Here is an 18,001-nt window from a genome sequence, read left to right as displayed (position 1 = left end):
TGGTCTGAGTATTGAATGCAAAAATGCAAAAGGACCGGGATGCTGCTGATAAGGTAAGGCAAAGAGATTTATTAAAATGATATTTAATGTGTAATATATAAAATTAAGTATATATAACATAGTCGCAAATAATAATTTATGGGGAGGGGAAGCGGAGCCTGTAAATTTTTGGGAATGATCTTTATTCTCAGCCTGCTAATTCAGGGGAGTTATGCAGCAGAAGAAAGCAATGAAACAAATACGAATTTGAATTACACAATAAACGATACGCTAAACGGAACAATAATTGGAACCATAAACGGCACGATAAATGATCCCATTAATGGAACAGTGATTGGCACCATAAATGGAACAGTAAATGGCACCGTAAGTGGAACAATAAGCAGTACGATAAGCAAAATAGATCCTTTTCAATGGGTTTTGATACTACCAATTTTGATTGGCTACCTTCTGTTTTTATGCTGGCTGTGCCGGTTTTTTGATAAAATGAACTTCTGCTTAGTGTTGTTTGTGCTTATAGCATTGATTCTTGGGATCTTTTTATTCATCCCTATATCAAGGGAACTTCTCTATGCTCTTACTAGCCTGATAATTTTTCCAATAGTAGGTTTCATTTTATACGAGGAGTTCATTATAAAAGGAAATGTGGATCAGGGCAACCCGATAATGAACCTTCACGATATAGTAAGGAATTTCATTGTGATTTTTGCAGTTTTAATATGGCCCCTGGTGCTCTTTTATTTACATAAGCACAATATAGAAAGTGTTACATTTTATGGAATAGAGAAACTGGAGTTTCCAATTTATATAATAGCTGCATCGACTATTGGAGCTCTTTCTTACATCCTGTTAAGTATTGAAGAGACTTTTGGGCAGTTAATTCCCGAATATAAAAAGATTAGCATTGCCTGGTCATATGTCAGAAGAATTCTTATTGCACCCTTTATCGCGTTAATAGCCGTATATATACTTCCTTTTTCAACACCAACAGAGGCTGACCCGACGAATAAAACTTTCATCTTCGCTTTTTCTTTTTTTGCGGGTTTCTATACGAAAACAATAGAAAAATGGGTTTACTTGTGGGTTCAAAAACTCCTTCCCGAACATGACAAGGAGGAGTTAGAATCCAGGACTGAAAAATACAATGTTGAAAAATCAGAATTTGTCAAAAAACTTGGATTAGATGAAGATCTGGCATATATGTTATACGGTGCAAAGATAAGGACAATAGAAGATCTGGCAAGCTGCAGTGCTGAGGAAATTAGAAAGAAAATAAACCTTGATACTCGAAACCTGGGTGAAGGAATAGGATGTCCGGTCAAAGAACAGAGAGAAAGACTTGGCAGTTATTCAGAACAACAAATTCAAATATATATAAATAAAGCCCAGGAGTATCTGGGCATAGACAAATCGAATTTTGTCACAGAACTCGAAATGGGCAAGGATCTGGCGTTCAAACTTTACTATATAGCAAATATAAAAACAATTAAAGATTTGGCAACCTGTAATCCGAAAGAAGTTCATGAAAAAATCTGTGACTGCAAAAAAGAGGCGGAAGAATTAGCAAAACGTAAGAAAATTGATACTAAAGATGCTTACAAAGAGTTGTGTGGATATTCAGAAGATGAGATTAAAGAGTACATAGATAAAGCAGAGAAACGAATTAAAAAAGAGGTTGTCCAAGGATCCGGATACTTCATGTCTTGACCACAGCCAAGTATTCTTTGTCAACTTCCGGACATGAAACCGGTAAGATCCCCATTTTAATCCAAGCACCCCCCAAATCTTTTTTTATATTGGATTTCCTGATTTTCCGGCACACTTTTTTGTTTTTCACCATTCAAAACCCCGGGCTCTCACCGGGTGCCGAAGGCAGCCAGCCTTTCCATAAAAAGGCATAATTAAAAAGCATAGATCGAACTTTTCATAGTTCTCCTGAATTAGAAGGAGTGAAATTGATCTAAAAACATATACGACCAAAAACACAAAGGCTGATCCAGCCTCCAGGAGCGAACAAGCCTGAAAAAAGAAAAAGGAAGCAGAAATTAATCCCGCTTCTTCAAAGTTATGTATCCGACCAGAATCAAGACCGAAAACAAAACAATTGACATCAATATCTTTGATTTGATCCCGCCTTCAGTGCTCTCCGATCCGGTCATTTCAACTTCAAAGGATTCATTTTCGGCAGACTCCAATTTATCCCTATCCGAGTCCTCGAAAGAGGCTGATGGTTTGCTTTCTTCCTCCACGGTCTCCACTCCCCCGGCAACGATCACAAATGGTGAGAAGCCAGGAGTTTCAGCCTCGAAGTACACGTAATTTTCGTCTTCTCCAAGCTTTCGAGTAGTTAGTTCATTCCAGGCCTTATCGCTGTACCTGTACAGGGTTATTGAACCTTCATCGATACCGGCTTCAATCCATGCCTTTTCAACCTTAAATCCGACAACCGCATTTTCAATATTTTTCGGAGTTGCCATCCCTTCATTTCCCACCCAGATGTTTACGTTCCTGTAAACTTCACCGGCAGGTAAGTCCGGGACAATAGCAGATTTGCCTTTGAGCATCTCAACCATTGTGGTGACCTTGCTAAAGGTTCTCTTAGGGTCGAATTCAACATGCGTTATGCAGGTAGCATTCCGCGGGAACTTGAATTTTGCATGGTTTCCGTTTGTTATGAATTCCTGGGACAGTTCTTTGATTTCAATGTTTCTGGAAGGTTCGGGAGAGCCGGCTCCACCGCCACCGCCGCCACTGCTGCTGCCACCACCACCACTACCTCCGCCGCTACCGGAGGAAGAGGGAACAGAAGAACTGTTATCACTTTCAGAAGCAACCTCAAGATTCACCACATAGATGGCATTTTCAAGAATAGGGGTATGTTCCTCGTAGGGAGCAAAATAGAAAGAGACATTATCCCCGTCCTGTACCCCGTTCAGACCCAGACCGGAGGGAGCCAGGCCATCGTTTATGAAAATGAACCATGCCCCGGTTTCAAGATTGTTTTTTATTCCTCCGATACTTTCAAGGTAAAATTCACCCGTAGAATCGTGCCACTCATCTGTTGCTTCAAATTCGAGTCCTGAGGAATAAAGCGCTCCGAGGTCGGTAAAGTAATCCACCTTATAGCTTGCAGAAACGTTATTTACAGGTACGAATGTGAAATTTCCGGATTTCAGGGCTACTTCGTCATCATAGAGGACCGTAGCTCCTTCATCTTCCCCCGGCTCTTCCGGCGGGACCATTACCGTATCGATTGCATGAATCACGCCATTGCTAGCTTCGATATCTTTCAGGATAATTTCGGCATCCCCGATAAACACTCTGCCATCGCCGGCCACACTGACAGTGATGTCTCCGCCCTGCAAAGTTGAAATACTAGCCAGGCTGCCGGCATCTGCGGCCATTATTTTCACATCAGCTATATGGTACAGTAGAATCTCAGTCAGCTTTTCGGTGTCACTCATTAGTGCATCGAGGGTTCCTTCAGGAAGGGCTGCAAAGGCATCATCTACCGGTGCAAAGACAGTGAAGGGTCCTTCCCCGCTGAGGGTTTCGGCGAGGTTAGCGGCTTCAAGAGATGAAACGAAAGTGGTAAAGCTTTCATCAGCTCCTAATGTTTCGATGATGTTTTTGGATTCTTCTCCCGAATAAGTTATATTCTTCCAGTTGTCACTATCGCTCTCTTCATTAATTTCCCCATTTCCATCAGCACAAACTTTAATTTCATCGGTGCCTCCAGAATAAGTATACGAATAATCGAAAATTAAGGTAGCATCTTCTCCCGATTCTAAATCATCAACACGATCAGAAGCAACATGATTGCTCATATCATTAATGTAAAGATAAGTATAACTCGACGAAGCGGTGACTTTGCCAACATTTTTAATTTCATATATAATTTCACTGCCCTGAACATAGACATTCTCTATAATCAAATTGGACCTTTGGTACACATTAGAAGAGTACTTATAAGCGTAGCAGCCCTGCTGATCAATTTCATCTGAAGAAATCGGATCTCTTTCATCATCCCCTGTAGCATCATTTTTCAATTCTGCTCTCACCAGAAATACGATTTCATCCGAACCTTCATTCGGCTTCACCTCAATTGTAAGAGTCTCCTCTTGCCCGGTGTCCCAATCAAATTCCTGGAGTTCTCCCAGCGGATGATCCGAAGGATCTATTGGACCATCCTTTCCATAAATGGAACTGCCTTTTGGGTAAAGTTCATTGTGTCCATTACCCGTGCCAGTAACACTCAAGATTTCTTCATCATAGGGGAACGAAACAGTTATGTAACCTTCACTTGACTTTCCACCATTGTTTTTTACGGTTACCTTAATGGAGGCTGTTCCATCTTCAGGGACCCCTTCCGGAGGGGCGATTGTGACACTGGTGATCTCCGGAGAAGGAGGTTCATCGGGTTCGATTTTGATAAGATAATGTTCAGAACTAAGGTCATCAAAATCGCTGAGATATACCTTGTCTCCTCTATATTCACCAAAAACTTCAACTTCTTCTCCCACTGTTACGGCATCCACTTGAGCAGGCCCGTCCCGATGACCGGTCACGGGAATAACATCCCCTACCTTCAAGTTTCCCTTCGAATCATCTAAAATTTCATCGATTTGAACATCAAAGGAGTAAAGAGAAATAACTGGTCTATCTTCCAGAATTTTTCCTCTGAATTTTACTTCTTCAAGATATACATCAATAGAATACTTATCCGCATACCAGCCCTGCTGGTCAAGGTCATCCGAAGACTCCGGAGCTCTTTCGTAATCGCCTGTAGCATCATTTTTCAACGCTGCTCTCACCAGGAATACTATTTCGTCCGAACCTTCATTCGGTTTCACCTCGATTGTTAGAGTTTCTTCCTGCCCGGTTTCCCATTCAGGCTCATAAAGTTCAACAAGAGTATATTCCGATGAATCAATTATTCCGTCCCTGCCCCAAATTTCACTTCCAGCCGGATAGGTTTTAACATTGTCACTGCTTCCTCCAAGGCTCATTATTTCTTCATCATTAGGAAACGAAACGATGACATAACCTTCACCAGACTTTCCACCGTTATTTTTTACGGTCACGGAGATGGTAGCTGTTTCGCCCGCATAAACGCCGGTCTGGGGCTCAAAGCTTACGCTTACGATTTCAGGAGCAGGAGGTTCTACGGAATCTTCAGAAAGCTCCATCACCCAGATATCAAAATTCCCATTTCTATCAGAACTAAAAGCAATCTTCGTGCCGTCAGGACTCCACATGGGATCACTATCATATGCTGTATCTGTAGTCAACTGCACTTTATTGCTTCCATCTGCATCCATGACCCAGATGTCAGAGTTTCCACCCCAGCCGGATACGAATAAAATCCGGCTCCCATCCGGGGAAAAACGCGGGTCATGTTCATCTCCCGCATCTGTGGTCAATCGGGTTTTCCCGGTCCCATCGGCATTTATGATGTAGATATCTTCATTTCCAGACTCATCAGAAGAATACAATATTTTTGAACCGTCAGGAGACCACACCTGAGACTGCCACGATTGGGTACAGGATGTCAAAAACCCATTCGGGATTGTGATAAGACCGCTTCCGTCGGAATTTACAATTCCGATGTACCGCTCTGTAACAAGTGGATCTGTTGCAAAGGCAATTTTCGAGGCATCAGGTGACCAGGCCGGATAATTAATGTAACACATCTCTACAGGGCCTGCAATTACCTGCTTATCGGACCCGTCAGCATTCATCGTTATAACGTAAGCTTCAATGTCATCAAGACTGGCTACGTAAGCTATTTTTGAACCCGTAGGAGACCAGGTCCCGTACTCGTGTCTTCCGAATTGAAGAGGCGAATCTTCAAAACCTGTCAACCTGGTTTCTGCCGAACCATCCGCATTCATGACCCAGATATTGCAATTCAGGTCATCAATAAGAAAGCTGTATAAAATTTTGCTTCCGTCAGGCGACCATGAGTGGTACCCTGCACCGCCACCTGTGTCGGTTAATTGCATTTCTCCCGAACCGTTGGAAAACATCCTGTATATTTCTCCGTTCCTTCTGAAAAGGATTTCATTTCCATCGGGAGACCAGACAGGGTCCCATTCATCTGCGGTATTAGATGTCACCGCTGTTAACTTTTCAACAGATATAGCATCGGCTACCGTTACATTTGGTGCAATAACCGTAAGAGAAACAATACACATCAACAAAAAAATGATCCCTGCATTTATTTTCATAAATTAGCAACCCCCACTTCTTATGAAAAAGCAGAACACAAATCCCCATAAAGTAGTAGAATCAGGAATAAAGCAACGATCCTAAAACAACAATCACAAAACAACAAATATGCCACGGATTATATAATTAACGAATTATAACTTCAGAGAAGGTTTCTGAAACTAAAATCAGTTTAATAGATTTTTAACAATGGACCCTGAAAATCAAATTGCATACGCTCACTCCACCCAAAATGCCAGGATAGAACACGACAAAGCCCTGGCGCGGGTAATGACTGCCCTTTTGAAAGACGACACCCAGCTTTTCAAACTGTTCAGCGACAACGAATCTTTCCGCAGAACCCTAACAGATACCATTTTCGCGCTGACTTACTCCCAGCAGCAGTGAACATATACCAGATAAAAGGAAATGTCGTATCAGTGAGACGACAATTCAATGAGCAGATTGTCTCCGCACTGCGTAGACAATTGAGCCTGAAAAATTAAGCAGATCATCTGCCAGGAAAGGACTCCACAAATTATGGGAACTTTCGGTCTTGTTGAGAGAGAATTGTGCAAGAGCCTCTTGCACAATCTCCTGCTTATTAGCCGCTTATGAAAATTGGCAGAAGAAACTCGAAGGGAAAAGGGGGAATATGGGCAGAAAATTGTCGCTGCACTGATACGACAATTCGATGAGCAGATTGTCTCCGTACTGCATAGACAATTGAGCCTGAAAAATTAAGCAGATCATCTGCTAGAAAGTCCCCCCTAAATTGTGCAGCGGCTTGCTGCACAATCTATCTGCCAAAAAAATCGAGCTCTTGTCGCTGACATGGCAGATGAAAAAATCTCACCACTGGTGAGACAATTACCTGAATACAATTATTGTAGAAAACGTCCTTTGATTCGCAAGTCACCCCTCAACATATTCTCACCACTCAAATGCCGAGTTAAAGGGCTCAGTATCTCCTAATGATATATGGATTCCATGCGGCAAACTAATGGCAATGAAAAAAGTAGAATTGTTTTTGAGTAGAATTGTTTCCGTATTTTGTGGGTTCCCTATAAAACCGGTAAAATTTACAAAGGGGGTAGTTCACGAAGTTTGAACCTTCCATCCCCTGGCAGTTAAATTATTTGCATGTGCTATTCCTGTAATTGATGGTGCAGCATTTCCGGTTAAATCTAAACGCCCGGCATCAGTACCATAAGAATCCAGTGTTTGGAGTACCCCGTCTATTGCTGTTTGACTTAGTGAATTACGGCTGGCATTTAAGTGAAGTAAACCGGGGTCATTGGAAATATCCAAACTTGTGAGGTTATTATTATAAATTTCCACAAAACCTTCTCTACCAGCAGGAAAACAACCGGAAAGAACAGCAACACTATAACGATTATCGTTTGCTCGAACTCTTATTAAATCTGTAGAACTCAGGTGTAAAGTCCCGCTTTGATTACCGTTCCAAACGTAGAAATCTTTCACAATCGGAAACTGACCGGATGGTAATGTGCCGGTCATATCCGGGTTGGCTCCAACACATATATGCCATGTATGAGCTCCTGTAGTGCCCCAATTTATTGTATATGTTGAACTTCTCTGGGCTGCTCCGCGAAGATCAGCCAGGGAAGGAGCCTCTGATAGATCAAGATAAGAAATGTTGCATCTTTCGAGGCAAAGCCTGGTCAGAGACGGAACGTTACGGAGACTGATGGTAGCCAATGATGTACAATGGAAACATTCAATCGTATGCAGTGCCGTGAAGTTACTGAAATCCAGCGCCGTTATCGGGTTATAACTCGAAGCCCATACCTGGAGGTACGGTGCAACATTTTCTAAACCTGTAACAGCTATTACATTCTGTTGTTCTAAATTTTCGATTGTATCGGGACCTGGAGTTACTCCTCCATCCGAACCATCATAACCTATATTGATCCCGGTTACTGCACTCCATGGTGTTACTACCAGAGTGTTTACTCTTGTCCCCCTTGAACCAAAATCTATAGTAGGAGACGCGGAATCGGATGTTGAACCGTCCTCAAATACCCATTGAATTTCAGGATTGCCTGTAACTGTGATAATTGGCGAAAATGACGAACCGGTAGTAATAAACGTAATATTTCCATCAGGTGCTGAAGAGATCACCTCTGCATCCGGACTGGAGCTTGAATTGTTCTTACCTGAATCCGGACTCAGTGTCACCTCTGCATCCGGACTGGAACTTGAATTGTTCTTACCTGAATCCGGACTCAGTGTCACCTCTGCATCCGGACTGGAGCTTGAATTGTTCTTATCCGAACCTGAACTCATACACCCCGAAACCGAAGCAACTAAAATAATAACGGCTAATAATCCTGCAAATTTAATCTCAGAAATTCTATTGAGAACTCGCATAACAGATCTCCTGAAATTATCTACTTTGAGATAGCTTTTCTGAAAATTTACATTATTCTGAAAAGTCAAGTTAATTATTATCTGAAATTTTCCACCAGCATTCATCCCCACTTTCGTCAGGTATCTCGAATATTCCAAATAATTATTCATGATACCGTTTTTGAAACAATAATATCTAACTGAAGACCTTTGATAATGTTTACATATACTCGAAATCTCGGTTCATGTATAGTAAGAACATGCAGTAAGAATATGCATATGGAATTACAGATGTTTGATGTTATTTCTTAAATATAGCAGAGAAATGGCATCAGGGGAAATTATCCCGCAAATATGAAACGCCTGTCGAATGTGACATACAAGCTTCAGGATCAGGTTGCCTCTCCCCACTCACTCAAAACTCCCCAAAGTAGATTGAACTTTCCCCTTTATAGGATTTTTCCCCTGCCTGAATTCTTCAATCCTGTCCGGGTTGTTAGCCAGGTATGCCAGTATGTCCCCATGGCATGGATCAGGCCAGCACCAGCAGACGAGAACTTTGCCTGGCAATTCTTTGGGGATTGCCCTTAAGAGGTCCGGTCTCTTTCTCAGGTAGTCCCGGTACTTTTCCATTACTTCTTCCCTGCTCCCGTCCCTGCCTATTGCAAAAGGGCTTCCCCACTTCGTTGTACGGTCGATTTTGACGGTGTTTTCTTCCTCGTAGATCGCTTTGCAGCGCTCAAGTTCTTTGATCTGGTTTTTTCTTTTGCTTCGAACGATGGTTTCTTTGAATTCTTTGGTTTCTTTGATATCAGCCATATATCTACAGGTTAAGTTTATTTTTTCCAGAAAATATAAATTTTGGGGCTTCCTGCAGTATTCCTGCATTATTCAATCGGTAATTTCCAGCAAAATAGAAAATGTTTAAATTATTCGTATTTTACTGGAAAAGCTAAAACAAAGTCACATTTCTTCTTTTTTGCTACAATATTAAGCTCTGTGAGCATACCTGAAAAAGCCGTCCACATCTCTGCGCTCCGTGGCTGGTGAGAGCCCCTGTATCCGAAAATAACTGTTCTCGGTAAGCGCCCACCCCCGCAGCAAGCTGCAGGTATTTGTCTGAAATAACACTTTTGGGCGTTTAGTACCTTAACCGAATACAAATAAAGTCTCATTAAACAATTAGAACATAAGTTAGAACATATGAATATGAACTTATCAAAAACAATTAATTTATACAGATGTAAGTTTCATTAGAACGATTAGGACACTATATTCAATCATAAATTTGTTGATGAAGGTAGGAATAACATGCAAGATAATAGGAAAAATTCGTTAAAGCCACGCGTGAGTCCGAATGAATACGATAGTAATATCAACAAGTTGAATAGCGAATTGTATAATCTGGAACATGGACACTACAACTTTGGTAAACGTGATTATAGAGGATTTTGGGAACACGCGAAAACAATATCTGGAATGTTTAAAGAAATGAAACTTCCTGGAGAGACCAGACAGGAACTCTGGGAGAAATTCAGTGAAATTTGTGACGATTTAAAAAGAAAACAGAATAATGAAAATGAAAATTTCCGCAGCTGGTCATTGCATTATAGAGATATGATCATGAGAGATGCAAGAACAGCGAGACCTTGTGATTTGTTTGGACTTGACCCAACAACCGCAAATCAAATGAAGGACCTTGGTAAAGTTTTAAGCGGTTCAAGACATTTATTATCTGAACATAAGCATGAAATGCTTGGTGAGCATAAAAAAGAGTGTTTTGAACTAATCCAAGAAGTGCAGCATGATCATGATTGTTGGTGGAATAATTATAATTCACATCGTGCACAAAAGCGCAGCGAATTTCAGGAAAAAGTGAGAGATAACATAAGAAAAAACGAAGAACGTTTGCGCAAGGCATCCAATGCACTAGAGAAAGCACGTGCACATGCGGATGACTTGAGGGATAAGATAAATTCTGCATGGAGCGATGATTACAGAGACCGCGTTTATGGGTGGCTTTCGGAAGAAGAGCGTAGAATTGAGGATATTGAAAATTCTATCGAGCAAATAGAAAAGTGGATCGAAGAAGACGAAGCAAAATTGAGGTAGAGAATTCGATTTACCTATGATATTTTTCGCAGGAATTTCTCAAATATTTTCCGCTAATTTCTCCATTTAATACCTCTTTTTGACTTTTCTTGTTTATTGGTCGTGCCCCTTAGCCGGTTAATATTCAATCTTGAAATGAACTTCATTCAAATGCACCTGTTTTCTAAATGACTTGCATATAGAGAAACAAAACCTGGACAGCATGGAAAATGAGAAGCATGGCAAAATAAAGTGAGTCTGCTATGTAAATATCAACTTATGATTCTTCTGTATAAACATCAATTTATTATTGATTTCGTGTTATACTGGAAATAATAGGCTTTATGGATTACATTGAGCTGTTTTTCCATAAAACTCAACTGTTTCCGAAATAATAGCGACTTTGCCCGAATAATAATATTTATAACCCCATTAAGTGTATCCCCCTATTGAGGGTAGACAATTGGCTGCAGATGAAAACAGTATACCACTTGAGCGTATTTTCCAGGTCCACAAATCCCCCTGCAAAGTAGTTCTTGCAATAACCGGCGGCGGGGCTGAAATTATCGGGGAACTTCTCCGCCACGGCAGTGGCTCTGCAACGGTGCTGGATGCAGTTGTCCCTTACGGTATGGAGGCGATGGACCGCTTCCTCGGAAGAAAACCTGAGAAGTACTGCTCGGAAAAAACCGCAAGGCTGATGGCGATGGTTGCCTACCAGCGGGCCCTGGAACTGTCAAAAAGCTCCGAAAGCTCGGAAGGCTCCGAAGACTCCGCAGACCCGGACGTAATCGGGATCGGAGCGACCTGCAAGCTCCGGGCTGCAAACGAGCGGGAAGGCAGGAAACACGAGGTCCACGTTGCCATACAGGCAGCCTGCGAAACAGGGGTCTGCACCCTTGAACTGACCGCGGACAGGGCAAGGGAAGAGGAAGAAAAGATTGCTGCGCTCCTGATTTTCAATGTGCTCGCCCGTCGCTGCGGTGTTCCTGAAATCGATTTGCCGGGCGGGATCGGGGCAGGTACCGGGACCGGAGAATGGGAAAGAGAAGAGAGAGAAGAGGGGACAGAAGAAGAAGTTATTGAAAAATATGCTTCGGTTTCCGGACCCGTCGGTGATCTCCTGAAACAGCAGAGCTGCAGCTCGGAGAGTCCCTGCAAAACAGCTGGGCTAGCAAGGATCAATCTTAATGAACCAATAGCTCCCGAAGAGATAAAGCCTGAAGAAATAAAGTCCGAAAAACCCGAGAAACCCGGAAAAACTGAAGAAATAAAGCTCGTATTCTCCGGCTCTTTTGACCCCTGCCACAAGAACCATGTTTTCATGGCAGAGTGTGCTTCGAAGAAATACAATGCTCCCGTCCACTTTGAAATTTCCCTGACTAACGTCGACAAGCCCCCCATAGATTTTATCTCGCTGAGCCAGAGGCTTGACTCGTTAAGGAAATACAAGGACGAAGCCTTCATGGGCGGGGTTTGCCTGACCAGTGCGCCGCTCTTCCTGCAAAAAGCCGACCTTTTCCCGGACAGTGTCTTCATCATCGGGGCAGATACCTTCAATAGGTTATTTGACGCAAAATACTATGACGGTACAGTGGATACACCCGCCATTTTAAGGCAATTTAAGGAAAAGAATGTGCGGTTCATGGTGTTTCGCAGGAAATCCGTTGAAATGTCCGTCAACCCTGAGGTCCTTGAGTTTTGTGAGATTGTTCCGATGGACGAATATGAGGATGATGGGACGTCGTCCAGAGAAATCAGAAAGAAACATGAAAATTAACCTGGGAGATGAACCTTTTTTCACTTATCTTCCTCTTTTCATCTTGTTTTTTTATGTATCCGGATGCCCTTTTTATCATGATTGGAACTTAAATTCAAAAAGCTGCTATGGATAAAGGATATTCCGGCACATTGCTCACTTTTATAGGATAAAAAATTTCAGAAATAATTGGGACCTGCACCCTGAAATCACCTCTCCGGGACTGAGGCAGATTTTTTGAAGGCAAAAGGCTCCGCTTCCCCCGGCTTACCCGCCCGGAAGAGCCCCAGGACACAGGAGGGAGCTTTACTGCGAAAGTACGGTAACCTGTGAACTTTGACCGGGTTTATGGGGATGTATTAAGATTCCGGGGTTCTTCTGCTTCTGAAAAACTGTTTGTGAAATCGGGTAGCCAACCAAAAAATATATATTGTACTTTTCTTTTTTGCAAATGATGGAGCATAAACTATTTAAATAATTAACCGGTAATAAGATACCGGTTGCCGATTGAATGCAACTAAAAAATAGAGAAGTGATCAACCAGATGGCTGAAAAAGAAGAATTACTGCAAGAACTTTCAGCTGCAGTTATTTCCTGCAAAAAGGATGTGGTGCTCGCTGCCATGGAGAAGGCAAAAGGAGTACTGGATCCCTCCGAGATAATTGAAAAAGGACTCGCGGCAGGCATGAATGAGGTAGGTGTCCTCTTCGAGAGAGGCAAACTTTTCCTGCCCCACGTTATGATGGCTGCAGACGCAATGACTGCCGGTGTAAGCTCCTTAAAGGGTCTCATGCCCGAAGGCGCTGCGGACTCAAAAACTGGAATCATCGTAAACGGGACCGTTGAAGGAGATGTCCACGACATCGGCAAGTCCATCGTTTCCACAATGCTCCAGTCCTCCGGGTTCGAAGTGCACGACATTGGCCGCGATGTTCCGGTCCGGAACTTCATCGAAAAGGCAAAGGAAGTCAACGCCAACATGATCGGGCTTTCCGCTCTTATGACCACTACTCTCCAGGGCCAGAGGGAAGTTATCGAACTCCTCAAGGAAGAAGGCATGAGGGACAGGGTGAAGGTCATGATCGGAGGCGCTCCGGCTACCCAGGCCTGGGCAGACAAGATCGGCGCAGACTGCTACGCTGAAAACGCAAGTGAGGCTGTTGCAAAGGCAAAAGAACTGCTCCTGTAAGGACCACTCTTGTAAAAACTGCTATTGTAAAAACAGATCGTGTAAAAACTGCTGTTTTAAATTCATTTTATTCAGAGGTTGAAAAATGGCAAAATGTAATGCATTTGCAGGCTTTAACGCCCTGAACGGTGTGGAGTTAAACCTTTTTACGACTGACGAACTCAAGGCAATCCACCAGGCCACAATGGAAGTCCTGATGGAGCCCGGAGTCCAGGTATCTGATCCGGAAGCCCGGCAGATCTTCAAGGAAAACGGCTGTGAGGTCGACGAAAAAACAAAGGTAGTAAAAATCCCCGAATACCTTGTTAGAAGAGCCCTCCAGCTCGCCCCCTCCAGGTTTGTCCTCTGGGGCCGCGAAAAGAAGTACAATACCGTGCAGGAATGCGGCGGCAAGGTTCACTGGACATGCTTCGGGACAGGTGTGAAGGTCTGCAGGTACCAGGACGGCAGGTACGTAACAGTCGACTCCGTGGAACAGGACATCGCAGACATCGCAAAGCTCTGTGACTGGGCAGAAAACATCGACTACTTCTCCCTGCCGGTATCCGCAAGGGACATTGCAGGCCAGGGAGCCCAGGACGTCCACGAGACCCTGACCCCGATTTCAAACACTGCAAAACACTACCACCACATCGACCCCGTGGGCGGAAATGTCGAGTACTACTGGGACATCGTAAAAGCCTACTACGGCGGCGACGAAGAAGAAGCCAGGAAGAAGCCGATCTTCTCCATGCTCCTCTGCCCGACAAGCCCGCTTGAGTTAAGCGTCAACGCCTGCCAGGTCATCATTAAAGGCGCCCGCCTGGGAATCCCCGTAAACGTCCTGAGTATGGCAATGTCCGGCGGCTCTTCTCCTGTCTACCTCGCAGGGACCCTTGTGACCCACAACGCCGAAGTCCTCTCAGGAATCGTGCTTGCCCAGCTCACAGTGCCCGGAACCAAAGTCTGGTACGGAAGCTCAACCACAACCTTTGACCTGAAGAAAGGAACAGCTCCTGTCGGTTCTCCCGAACTCGGGCTGATCAGCGCTGCAGTTGCAAAGCTTGCCCAGTTCTACGGCCTCCCGTCTTACGTGGCAGGTTCCTAGGCCGATGCCAAGGTCCCGGACAACCAGGCAGGGCACGAAAAAACCATGACAACCCTCCTGCCTGCCCTTGCCGGTGCCAACACAATCTACGGTGCCGGGATGCTTGAGCTCGGGATGACCTTCTCCATGGAACAGCTCGTTATTGACAACGACATCTTCAGCATGGTCAAGAAAGCAATGCAGGGAATCCCCGTCTCGGAAGAGACCCTGTCTGTTGACTCCATCCAGAAGGTAGGGATCGGAAACAACTTCCTTGCCCTCAAACAGACCAGGCAGCTCGTGAACTACCCCTCCGACCCCATGCTCATCGACAGGCGCATGTTCGGGGACTGGGCAGCAGCAGGCTCAAAGGACCTTGCAGCAGCCGCACACGAAAAGGTTGTAGACGTCCTCAAAAACCACGAAGTCCCCCAGATCGATTCCGACATCCTCAGGGACATGCAGGCAATTGTGGACAAAGCAGACAAAGCCTTCAGAGGCATGTAATTTTCAGAGAAGTGAAAAACATGGCAACAAAAGAAGAAATTATCGGAAAAGCAAGGGCAGCAATCCTGGACTTTGACGCTGAACTTGCCGAAGAAGCTGCAAAGGAATCCCTTGCAGCAGGAGTCAGCCCCCTTGAAATCATTGAGCACGGGTTTACAGCCGCGATGCAGGAAGTAGGAGACCAGTTCGAACAGGGTACCCTTTTCCTCCCCCACGTGCTTGCAGCTTCCGAGGCAATGAACACAGGCATGGAAGTGCTCAAGCCGGAACTGGAAAAGCAGCAGGCAAAAAGCAAGAGCCTGGGAAAAGTCATTATAGGAACCATCGAAGGGGACATCCACTCCATCGGGAAGGACATTGTAGCCTCCATGCTGGGGATTGCCGGCCTTGAAGTCGTGGACCTCGGAAGGGACGTGTCCATAACGACTTTTGTTGAAAAGGCAAAGGAACTCAAACCCGACGTTGTGGCAACTTCCGCCCTCATGACCAGTACCATGGTTTCCCAGATCCAGGTCGAAGAGCAGCTGAAGGAAGCAGGCCTCCGGGACCAGGTAAAAACAATGGTAGGTGGTGCTCCCGTAACCCAGGACTGGGCTGACAAGATCGGAGCCGACATTTACGGGGAAAACGCAACTGATGCCGTAAACAAGGTAAAGGCAATTCTTGCCTGAAATTGCAGGAATTCCTCAAACTATCCGGAAAACTATCCGGAAATTATTACCTTAACACGAATCCAAACCCGAAAAAACCCAAAAAAGCAGTAAAAGGCATTCGCAGGGACGTATCGCAAGATACAGCCCCTGCAAACCCTGAGCAAGTTCATGAATGCCAGCAGCTAAAATAAACGTTTCGGGTCCAGGGAGAAGCAGGGATGCAAAAATGCCTGATATTGATGCTTCGCATACCTCAGGTCTTCACTGACCTCAGGTCTTCATTGACCCAGGGTCTTCACCGACCCCGGGTCTCAGCCTTCACGCATCTTCCGGAAATTTGAGCATCCCGTTCTCCAAAATAAAAAATTCCACTGGAGGGAGTTTTGTGGATTTGAAAGCTTTGAAAAAACAGGAAAGCAAAAGAAAAATCAGTAAAGGGTATATGTGGGCCCTTTTCTGTGCTGTGTTCTGGGGTATCTGGTACCTTCCGGGAACCGTTGTGTGGGTGCTGAACCCGTTTGATGAGATGTACGGCGCTATTGCCGAAGCTGGCGGAGACGGCACAGCTCTGATTATAACTGCTGTTCTGATTACGGCCTTTAATGCACTTACGGTCATGCTGGCGCTAATGCTCTGGAACGGTGTGCTCGGTAAATTCGGAGAACTTGTCCGGACCATGAAGGAATTCCACCCGTGTTCCAAGTGGTTCTTCCTTGCCTCGATTTTCGGAGGTCCGATGGCAATTCTCGGTTCATTCATTGCCATGGGCTTTATCGGCGGGGCATTTGCAGCTGTTGCGGCTCTCCTTTACCCTGTAGTAGGCTCGATTCTTGCCTACTACTGGTACGGGGAAAAGATATCAAAAAGGGCGGCAATCGGCATCGGAGTCATTATTGTAGGAGGCATTACGATCTTTGGGGGCGGGCTTCTGACCGAGCTTTCCTCAGGAAGCGTCCAGTGGATCGGATACCTCGGAGGCTTGATGGCTGCTGCAGGCTGGGGCATTGAAGGTGCAATCGCAGGAAAAGGTCTTGACATTTCCGAGCCCGATGTGGGGCTGACCCTCAGGTTCGTCGGAGAAAACATCATCTGGTGGATCATTATTGTCCCGATACTTGCACTCGTCGGCTACCCGATGTATTCCTTTGCGCTCCAGGCCTTTGAGCCTCTGACCCTGCTGGTCCTGATCTTTGCAGGGATTACCTTTGGTTTCTGTTATGTATGCTGGTACAAGTCCTTCCCGCTTATCGGGGTCGGAAGAGGCCAGGGTATAGGAAACCTCTACGGGCTGTTTGCTATTATCTTCATATTCCTCTTCTTCGGAGACGTGCCGGACTGGACCATTCTTGTTGGTGGGGCACTTTGCATGATTGGCAGTTTCGTTATGTTTACCGAAGACACAAGCGAACTTGAAACCCTGAGAGGTGATTGATGTGAGTGGAAACCGCCCCATAAAATTCAGGATTCTGGAACTCCTGCTGGATGGGAAAGAACACTGGAACTATGAGATCGTTTCCCGGATCCAGAAAGAGTACGATATGCAGGGAAACTACAACCGTGACAGCATCAACTTCGACATCATCGAACTGGCGTCCGGAGGAATGCTAAAAGACGTGGAACAGAAAGTCGATGAAGCCGGGATCTACAAAAAAGGTTTCCTCCTGCACAAATACGTGATTACCGACTTCGGAAAAGCCCGCAGCTCGGATGCGTGCCTGAGATTTGTGTAACCGTTAACGGAGGCTGATTATGGTACAGACAGTAGCTGCAATGGAAGCCTACAACGCTTACTGGGCAAACTCGTTCGTGCCCGGAGCAGACATAATGTGGATGGTCCTGATCCTGATTCTGGCGGTAATCGCCCTCTGGCAGGCCAGGACTTTCGTGTCCAAATTCTGAAAAACAGAGGAAAAACAAAAAGAGAAACACCTGGATGAGAAAAAACAGGAAGAGAAAAACCAATACAAGAAAAAACAAAACGAGGGAAAAAATGGCAACTGAATATTTATTGAGAATGGGAGACGGAAAAAGGGTCTTCCTGACCAAAGAAAAGATTCTCGAGGAGATTCAGGCAGGTATGGCTGACGCTGCCGACCTCGGTGAAATCCCTGACCTCAGTGCCGATGAAATCGACAGGCTCGCAGAAATCCTTA

13 protein-coding genes and 2 pseudogenes are annotated in these 18,001 nt (G+C 44.7%); 11 read left to right on the top strand and 4 right to left on the bottom strand.

Annotated elements, in window-relative coordinates; genetic code table 11:
- The first annotated feature begins 138 nt into the window (after nucleotides 1–138).
- A complete protein-coding gene (locus FTO70_RS13975; RefSeq protein WP_255336372.1) occupies nucleotides 139–1,707 on the top strand; it encodes a hypothetical protein in 1,569 nt (522 codons plus the stop codon).
- Here the strand turns inward: FTO70_RS13975 and FTO70_RS13970 are convergent.
- Together FTO70_RS13970 and FTO70_RS13965 are read right to left on the bottom strand one after the other, a co-directional pair.
- Nucleotides 1,697–1,840, bottom strand: coding sequence for a hypothetical protein (locus tag FTO70_RS13970; protein WP_255336371.1), 144 nt, complete (start codon nucleotides 1,838–1,840; stop codon nucleotides 1,697–1,699). The genes FTO70_RS13975 and FTO70_RS13970 overlap by 11 nt on opposite strands.
- Nucleotides 1,841–2,045: 205 nt before the next feature.
- The gene (locus tag FTO70_RS13965; protein WP_255336370.1) at nucleotides 2,046–6,230 is read right to left on the bottom strand and encodes a PGF-pre-PGF domain-containing protein; all 4,185 of its coding nucleotides are present in this window, start codon (nucleotides 6,228–6,230) and stop codon (nucleotides 2,046–2,048) included.
- Nucleotides 6,231–6,420: 190 nt separating this feature from the next.
- Between FTO70_RS13965 and FTO70_RS13960 the strand changes: the two genes are divergently transcribed.
- A complete protein-coding gene (locus FTO70_RS13960) occupies nucleotides 6,421–6,618 on the top strand; it encodes a hypothetical protein (protein WP_255336369.1) in 198 nt (65 codons plus the stop codon).
- A 690-nt stretch (nucleotides 6,619–7,308) separates the two neighbouring features.
- Here FTO70_RS13960 and FTO70_RS13955 read toward each other — a convergent pair.
- Nucleotides 7,309–8,709, bottom strand: coding sequence for a hypothetical protein (locus FTO70_RS13955; protein WP_255336405.1), 1,401 nt, complete (start codon nucleotides 8,707–8,709; stop codon nucleotides 7,309–7,311).
- A 285-nt stretch (nucleotides 8,710–8,994) separates the two neighbouring features.
- Complete coding sequence (locus FTO70_RS13950) at nucleotides 8,995–9,402, bottom strand: DUF4326 domain-containing protein (RefSeq protein WP_255336368.1); 408 nt, start codon at nucleotides 9,400–9,402, stop codon at nucleotides 8,995–8,997.
- A 492-nt stretch (nucleotides 9,403–9,894) separates the two neighbouring features.
- Between FTO70_RS13950 and FTO70_RS13945 the strand changes: the two genes are divergently transcribed.
- The 9 genes and pseudogenes from FTO70_RS13945 to FTO70_RS13905 all read left to right on the top strand — a co-directional run.
- On the top strand, nucleotides 9,895–10,695 hold the full coding sequence (locus FTO70_RS13945) for a hypothetical protein (RefSeq protein ID WP_255336367.1): 801 nt from the start codon (nucleotides 9,895–9,897) through the stop codon (nucleotides 10,693–10,695).
- A gap of 442 nt (nucleotides 10,696–11,137) precedes the next feature.
- On the top strand, nucleotides 11,138–12,454 hold the full coding sequence (locus FTO70_RS13940) for a hypothetical protein (RefSeq protein ID WP_255336366.1): 1,317 nt from the start codon (nucleotides 11,138–11,140) through the stop codon (nucleotides 12,452–12,454).
- A 523-nt stretch (nucleotides 12,455–12,977) separates the two neighbouring features.
- A complete protein-coding gene (mtbC, locus tag FTO70_RS13935) occupies nucleotides 12,978–13,622 on the top strand; it encodes a dimethylamine corrinoid protein MtbC (RefSeq protein WP_255336404.1) in 645 nt (214 codons plus the stop codon).
- Between the two features lie 85 nt (nucleotides 13,623–13,707).
- Nucleotides 13,708–15,195 (top strand): annotated as a pseudogene (mttB, locus tag FTO70_RS13930) ([trimethylamine--corrinoid protein] Co-methyltransferase).
- 20 nt (nucleotides 15,196–15,215) lie between these two features.
- A complete protein-coding gene (locus FTO70_RS13925; protein WP_255336365.1) occupies nucleotides 15,216–15,866 on the top strand; it encodes a B12-binding domain-containing protein in 651 nt (216 codons plus the stop codon).
- Nucleotides 15,867–16,233: 367 nt separating this feature from the next.
- Nucleotides 16,234–17,280, top strand: coding sequence for a DMT family transporter (locus FTO70_RS13920; RefSeq protein ID WP_255336364.1), 1,047 nt, complete (start codon nucleotides 16,234–16,236; stop codon nucleotides 17,278–17,280).
- A 1-nt stretch (nucleotide 17,281) separates the two neighbouring features.
- Entirely contained in the window at nucleotides 17,282–17,578 is a 297-nt protein-coding gene (locus FTO70_RS13915; RefSeq protein ID WP_255336363.1) for a hypothetical protein, read from the top strand.
- 19 nt (nucleotides 17,579–17,597) lie between these two features.
- The gene (locus tag FTO70_RS13910; protein ID WP_255336362.1) at nucleotides 17,598–17,747 is read left to right on the top strand and encodes a hypothetical protein; all 150 of its coding nucleotides are present in this window, start codon (nucleotides 17,598–17,600) and stop codon (nucleotides 17,745–17,747) included.
- Between the two features lie 34 nt (nucleotides 17,748–17,781).
- Nucleotides 17,782–18,001 (top strand): annotated as a pseudogene (locus FTO70_RS13905) (hypothetical protein); the annotation flags it as partial.

The sequence above is a fragment of the Methanosarcina sp. KYL-1 genome (assembly GCF_024372725.1).
Classification (GTDB): Archaea; Halobacteriota; Methanosarcinia; order Methanosarcinales; family Methanosarcinaceae; genus Methanosarcina.
The sequence above is the reverse complement of the archived record's forward strand: the minus strand, read 5'-3'. Positions and strand labels throughout refer to the sequence as shown.

Bases quoted from the DNA above. Each gene is read 5' to 3' on its own strand.
- FTO70_RS13950 (WP_255336368.1), bottom strand. From the start codon at position 9,402: ATGGCTGATATCAAAGAAACCAAAGAATTCAAAGAAACCATCGTTCGA.
- FTO70_RS13925 (WP_255336365.1), top strand. From the start codon at position 15,216: ATGGCAACAAAAGAAGAAATTATCGGAAAAGCAAGGGCAGCAATCCTG.
- FTO70_RS13910 (WP_255336362.1), top strand. From the start codon at position 17,598: ATGGTACAGACAGTAGCTGCAATGGAAGCCTACAACGCTTACTGGGCA.
- FTO70_RS13960 (WP_255336369.1), top strand. From the start codon at position 6,421: ATGGACCCTGAAAATCAAATTGCATACGCTCACTCCACCCAAAATGCC.
- FTO70_RS13945 (WP_255336367.1), top strand. From the start codon at position 9,895: ATGCAAGATAATAGGAAAAATTCGTTAAAGCCACGCGTGAGTCCGAAT.
- FTO70_RS13970 (WP_255336371.1), bottom strand. From the start codon at position 1,840: ATGGTGAAAAACAAAAAAGTGTGCCGGAAAATCAGGAAATCCAATATA.
- FTO70_RS13955 (WP_255336405.1), bottom strand. From the start codon at position 8,709: ATGAATGCTGGTGGAAAATTTCAGATAATAATTAACTTGACTTTTCAG.
- FTO70_RS13965 (WP_255336370.1), bottom strand. From the start codon at position 6,230: ATGAAAATAAATGCAGGGATCATTTTTTTGTTGATGTGTATTGTTTCT.
- FTO70_RS13975 (WP_255336372.1), top strand. From the start codon at position 139: ATGGGGAGGGGAAGCGGAGCCTGTAAATTTTTGGGAATGATCTTTATT.
- mtbC (WP_255336404.1), top strand. From the start codon at position 12,978: ATGGCTGAAAAAGAAGAATTACTGCAAGAACTTTCAGCTGCAGTTATT.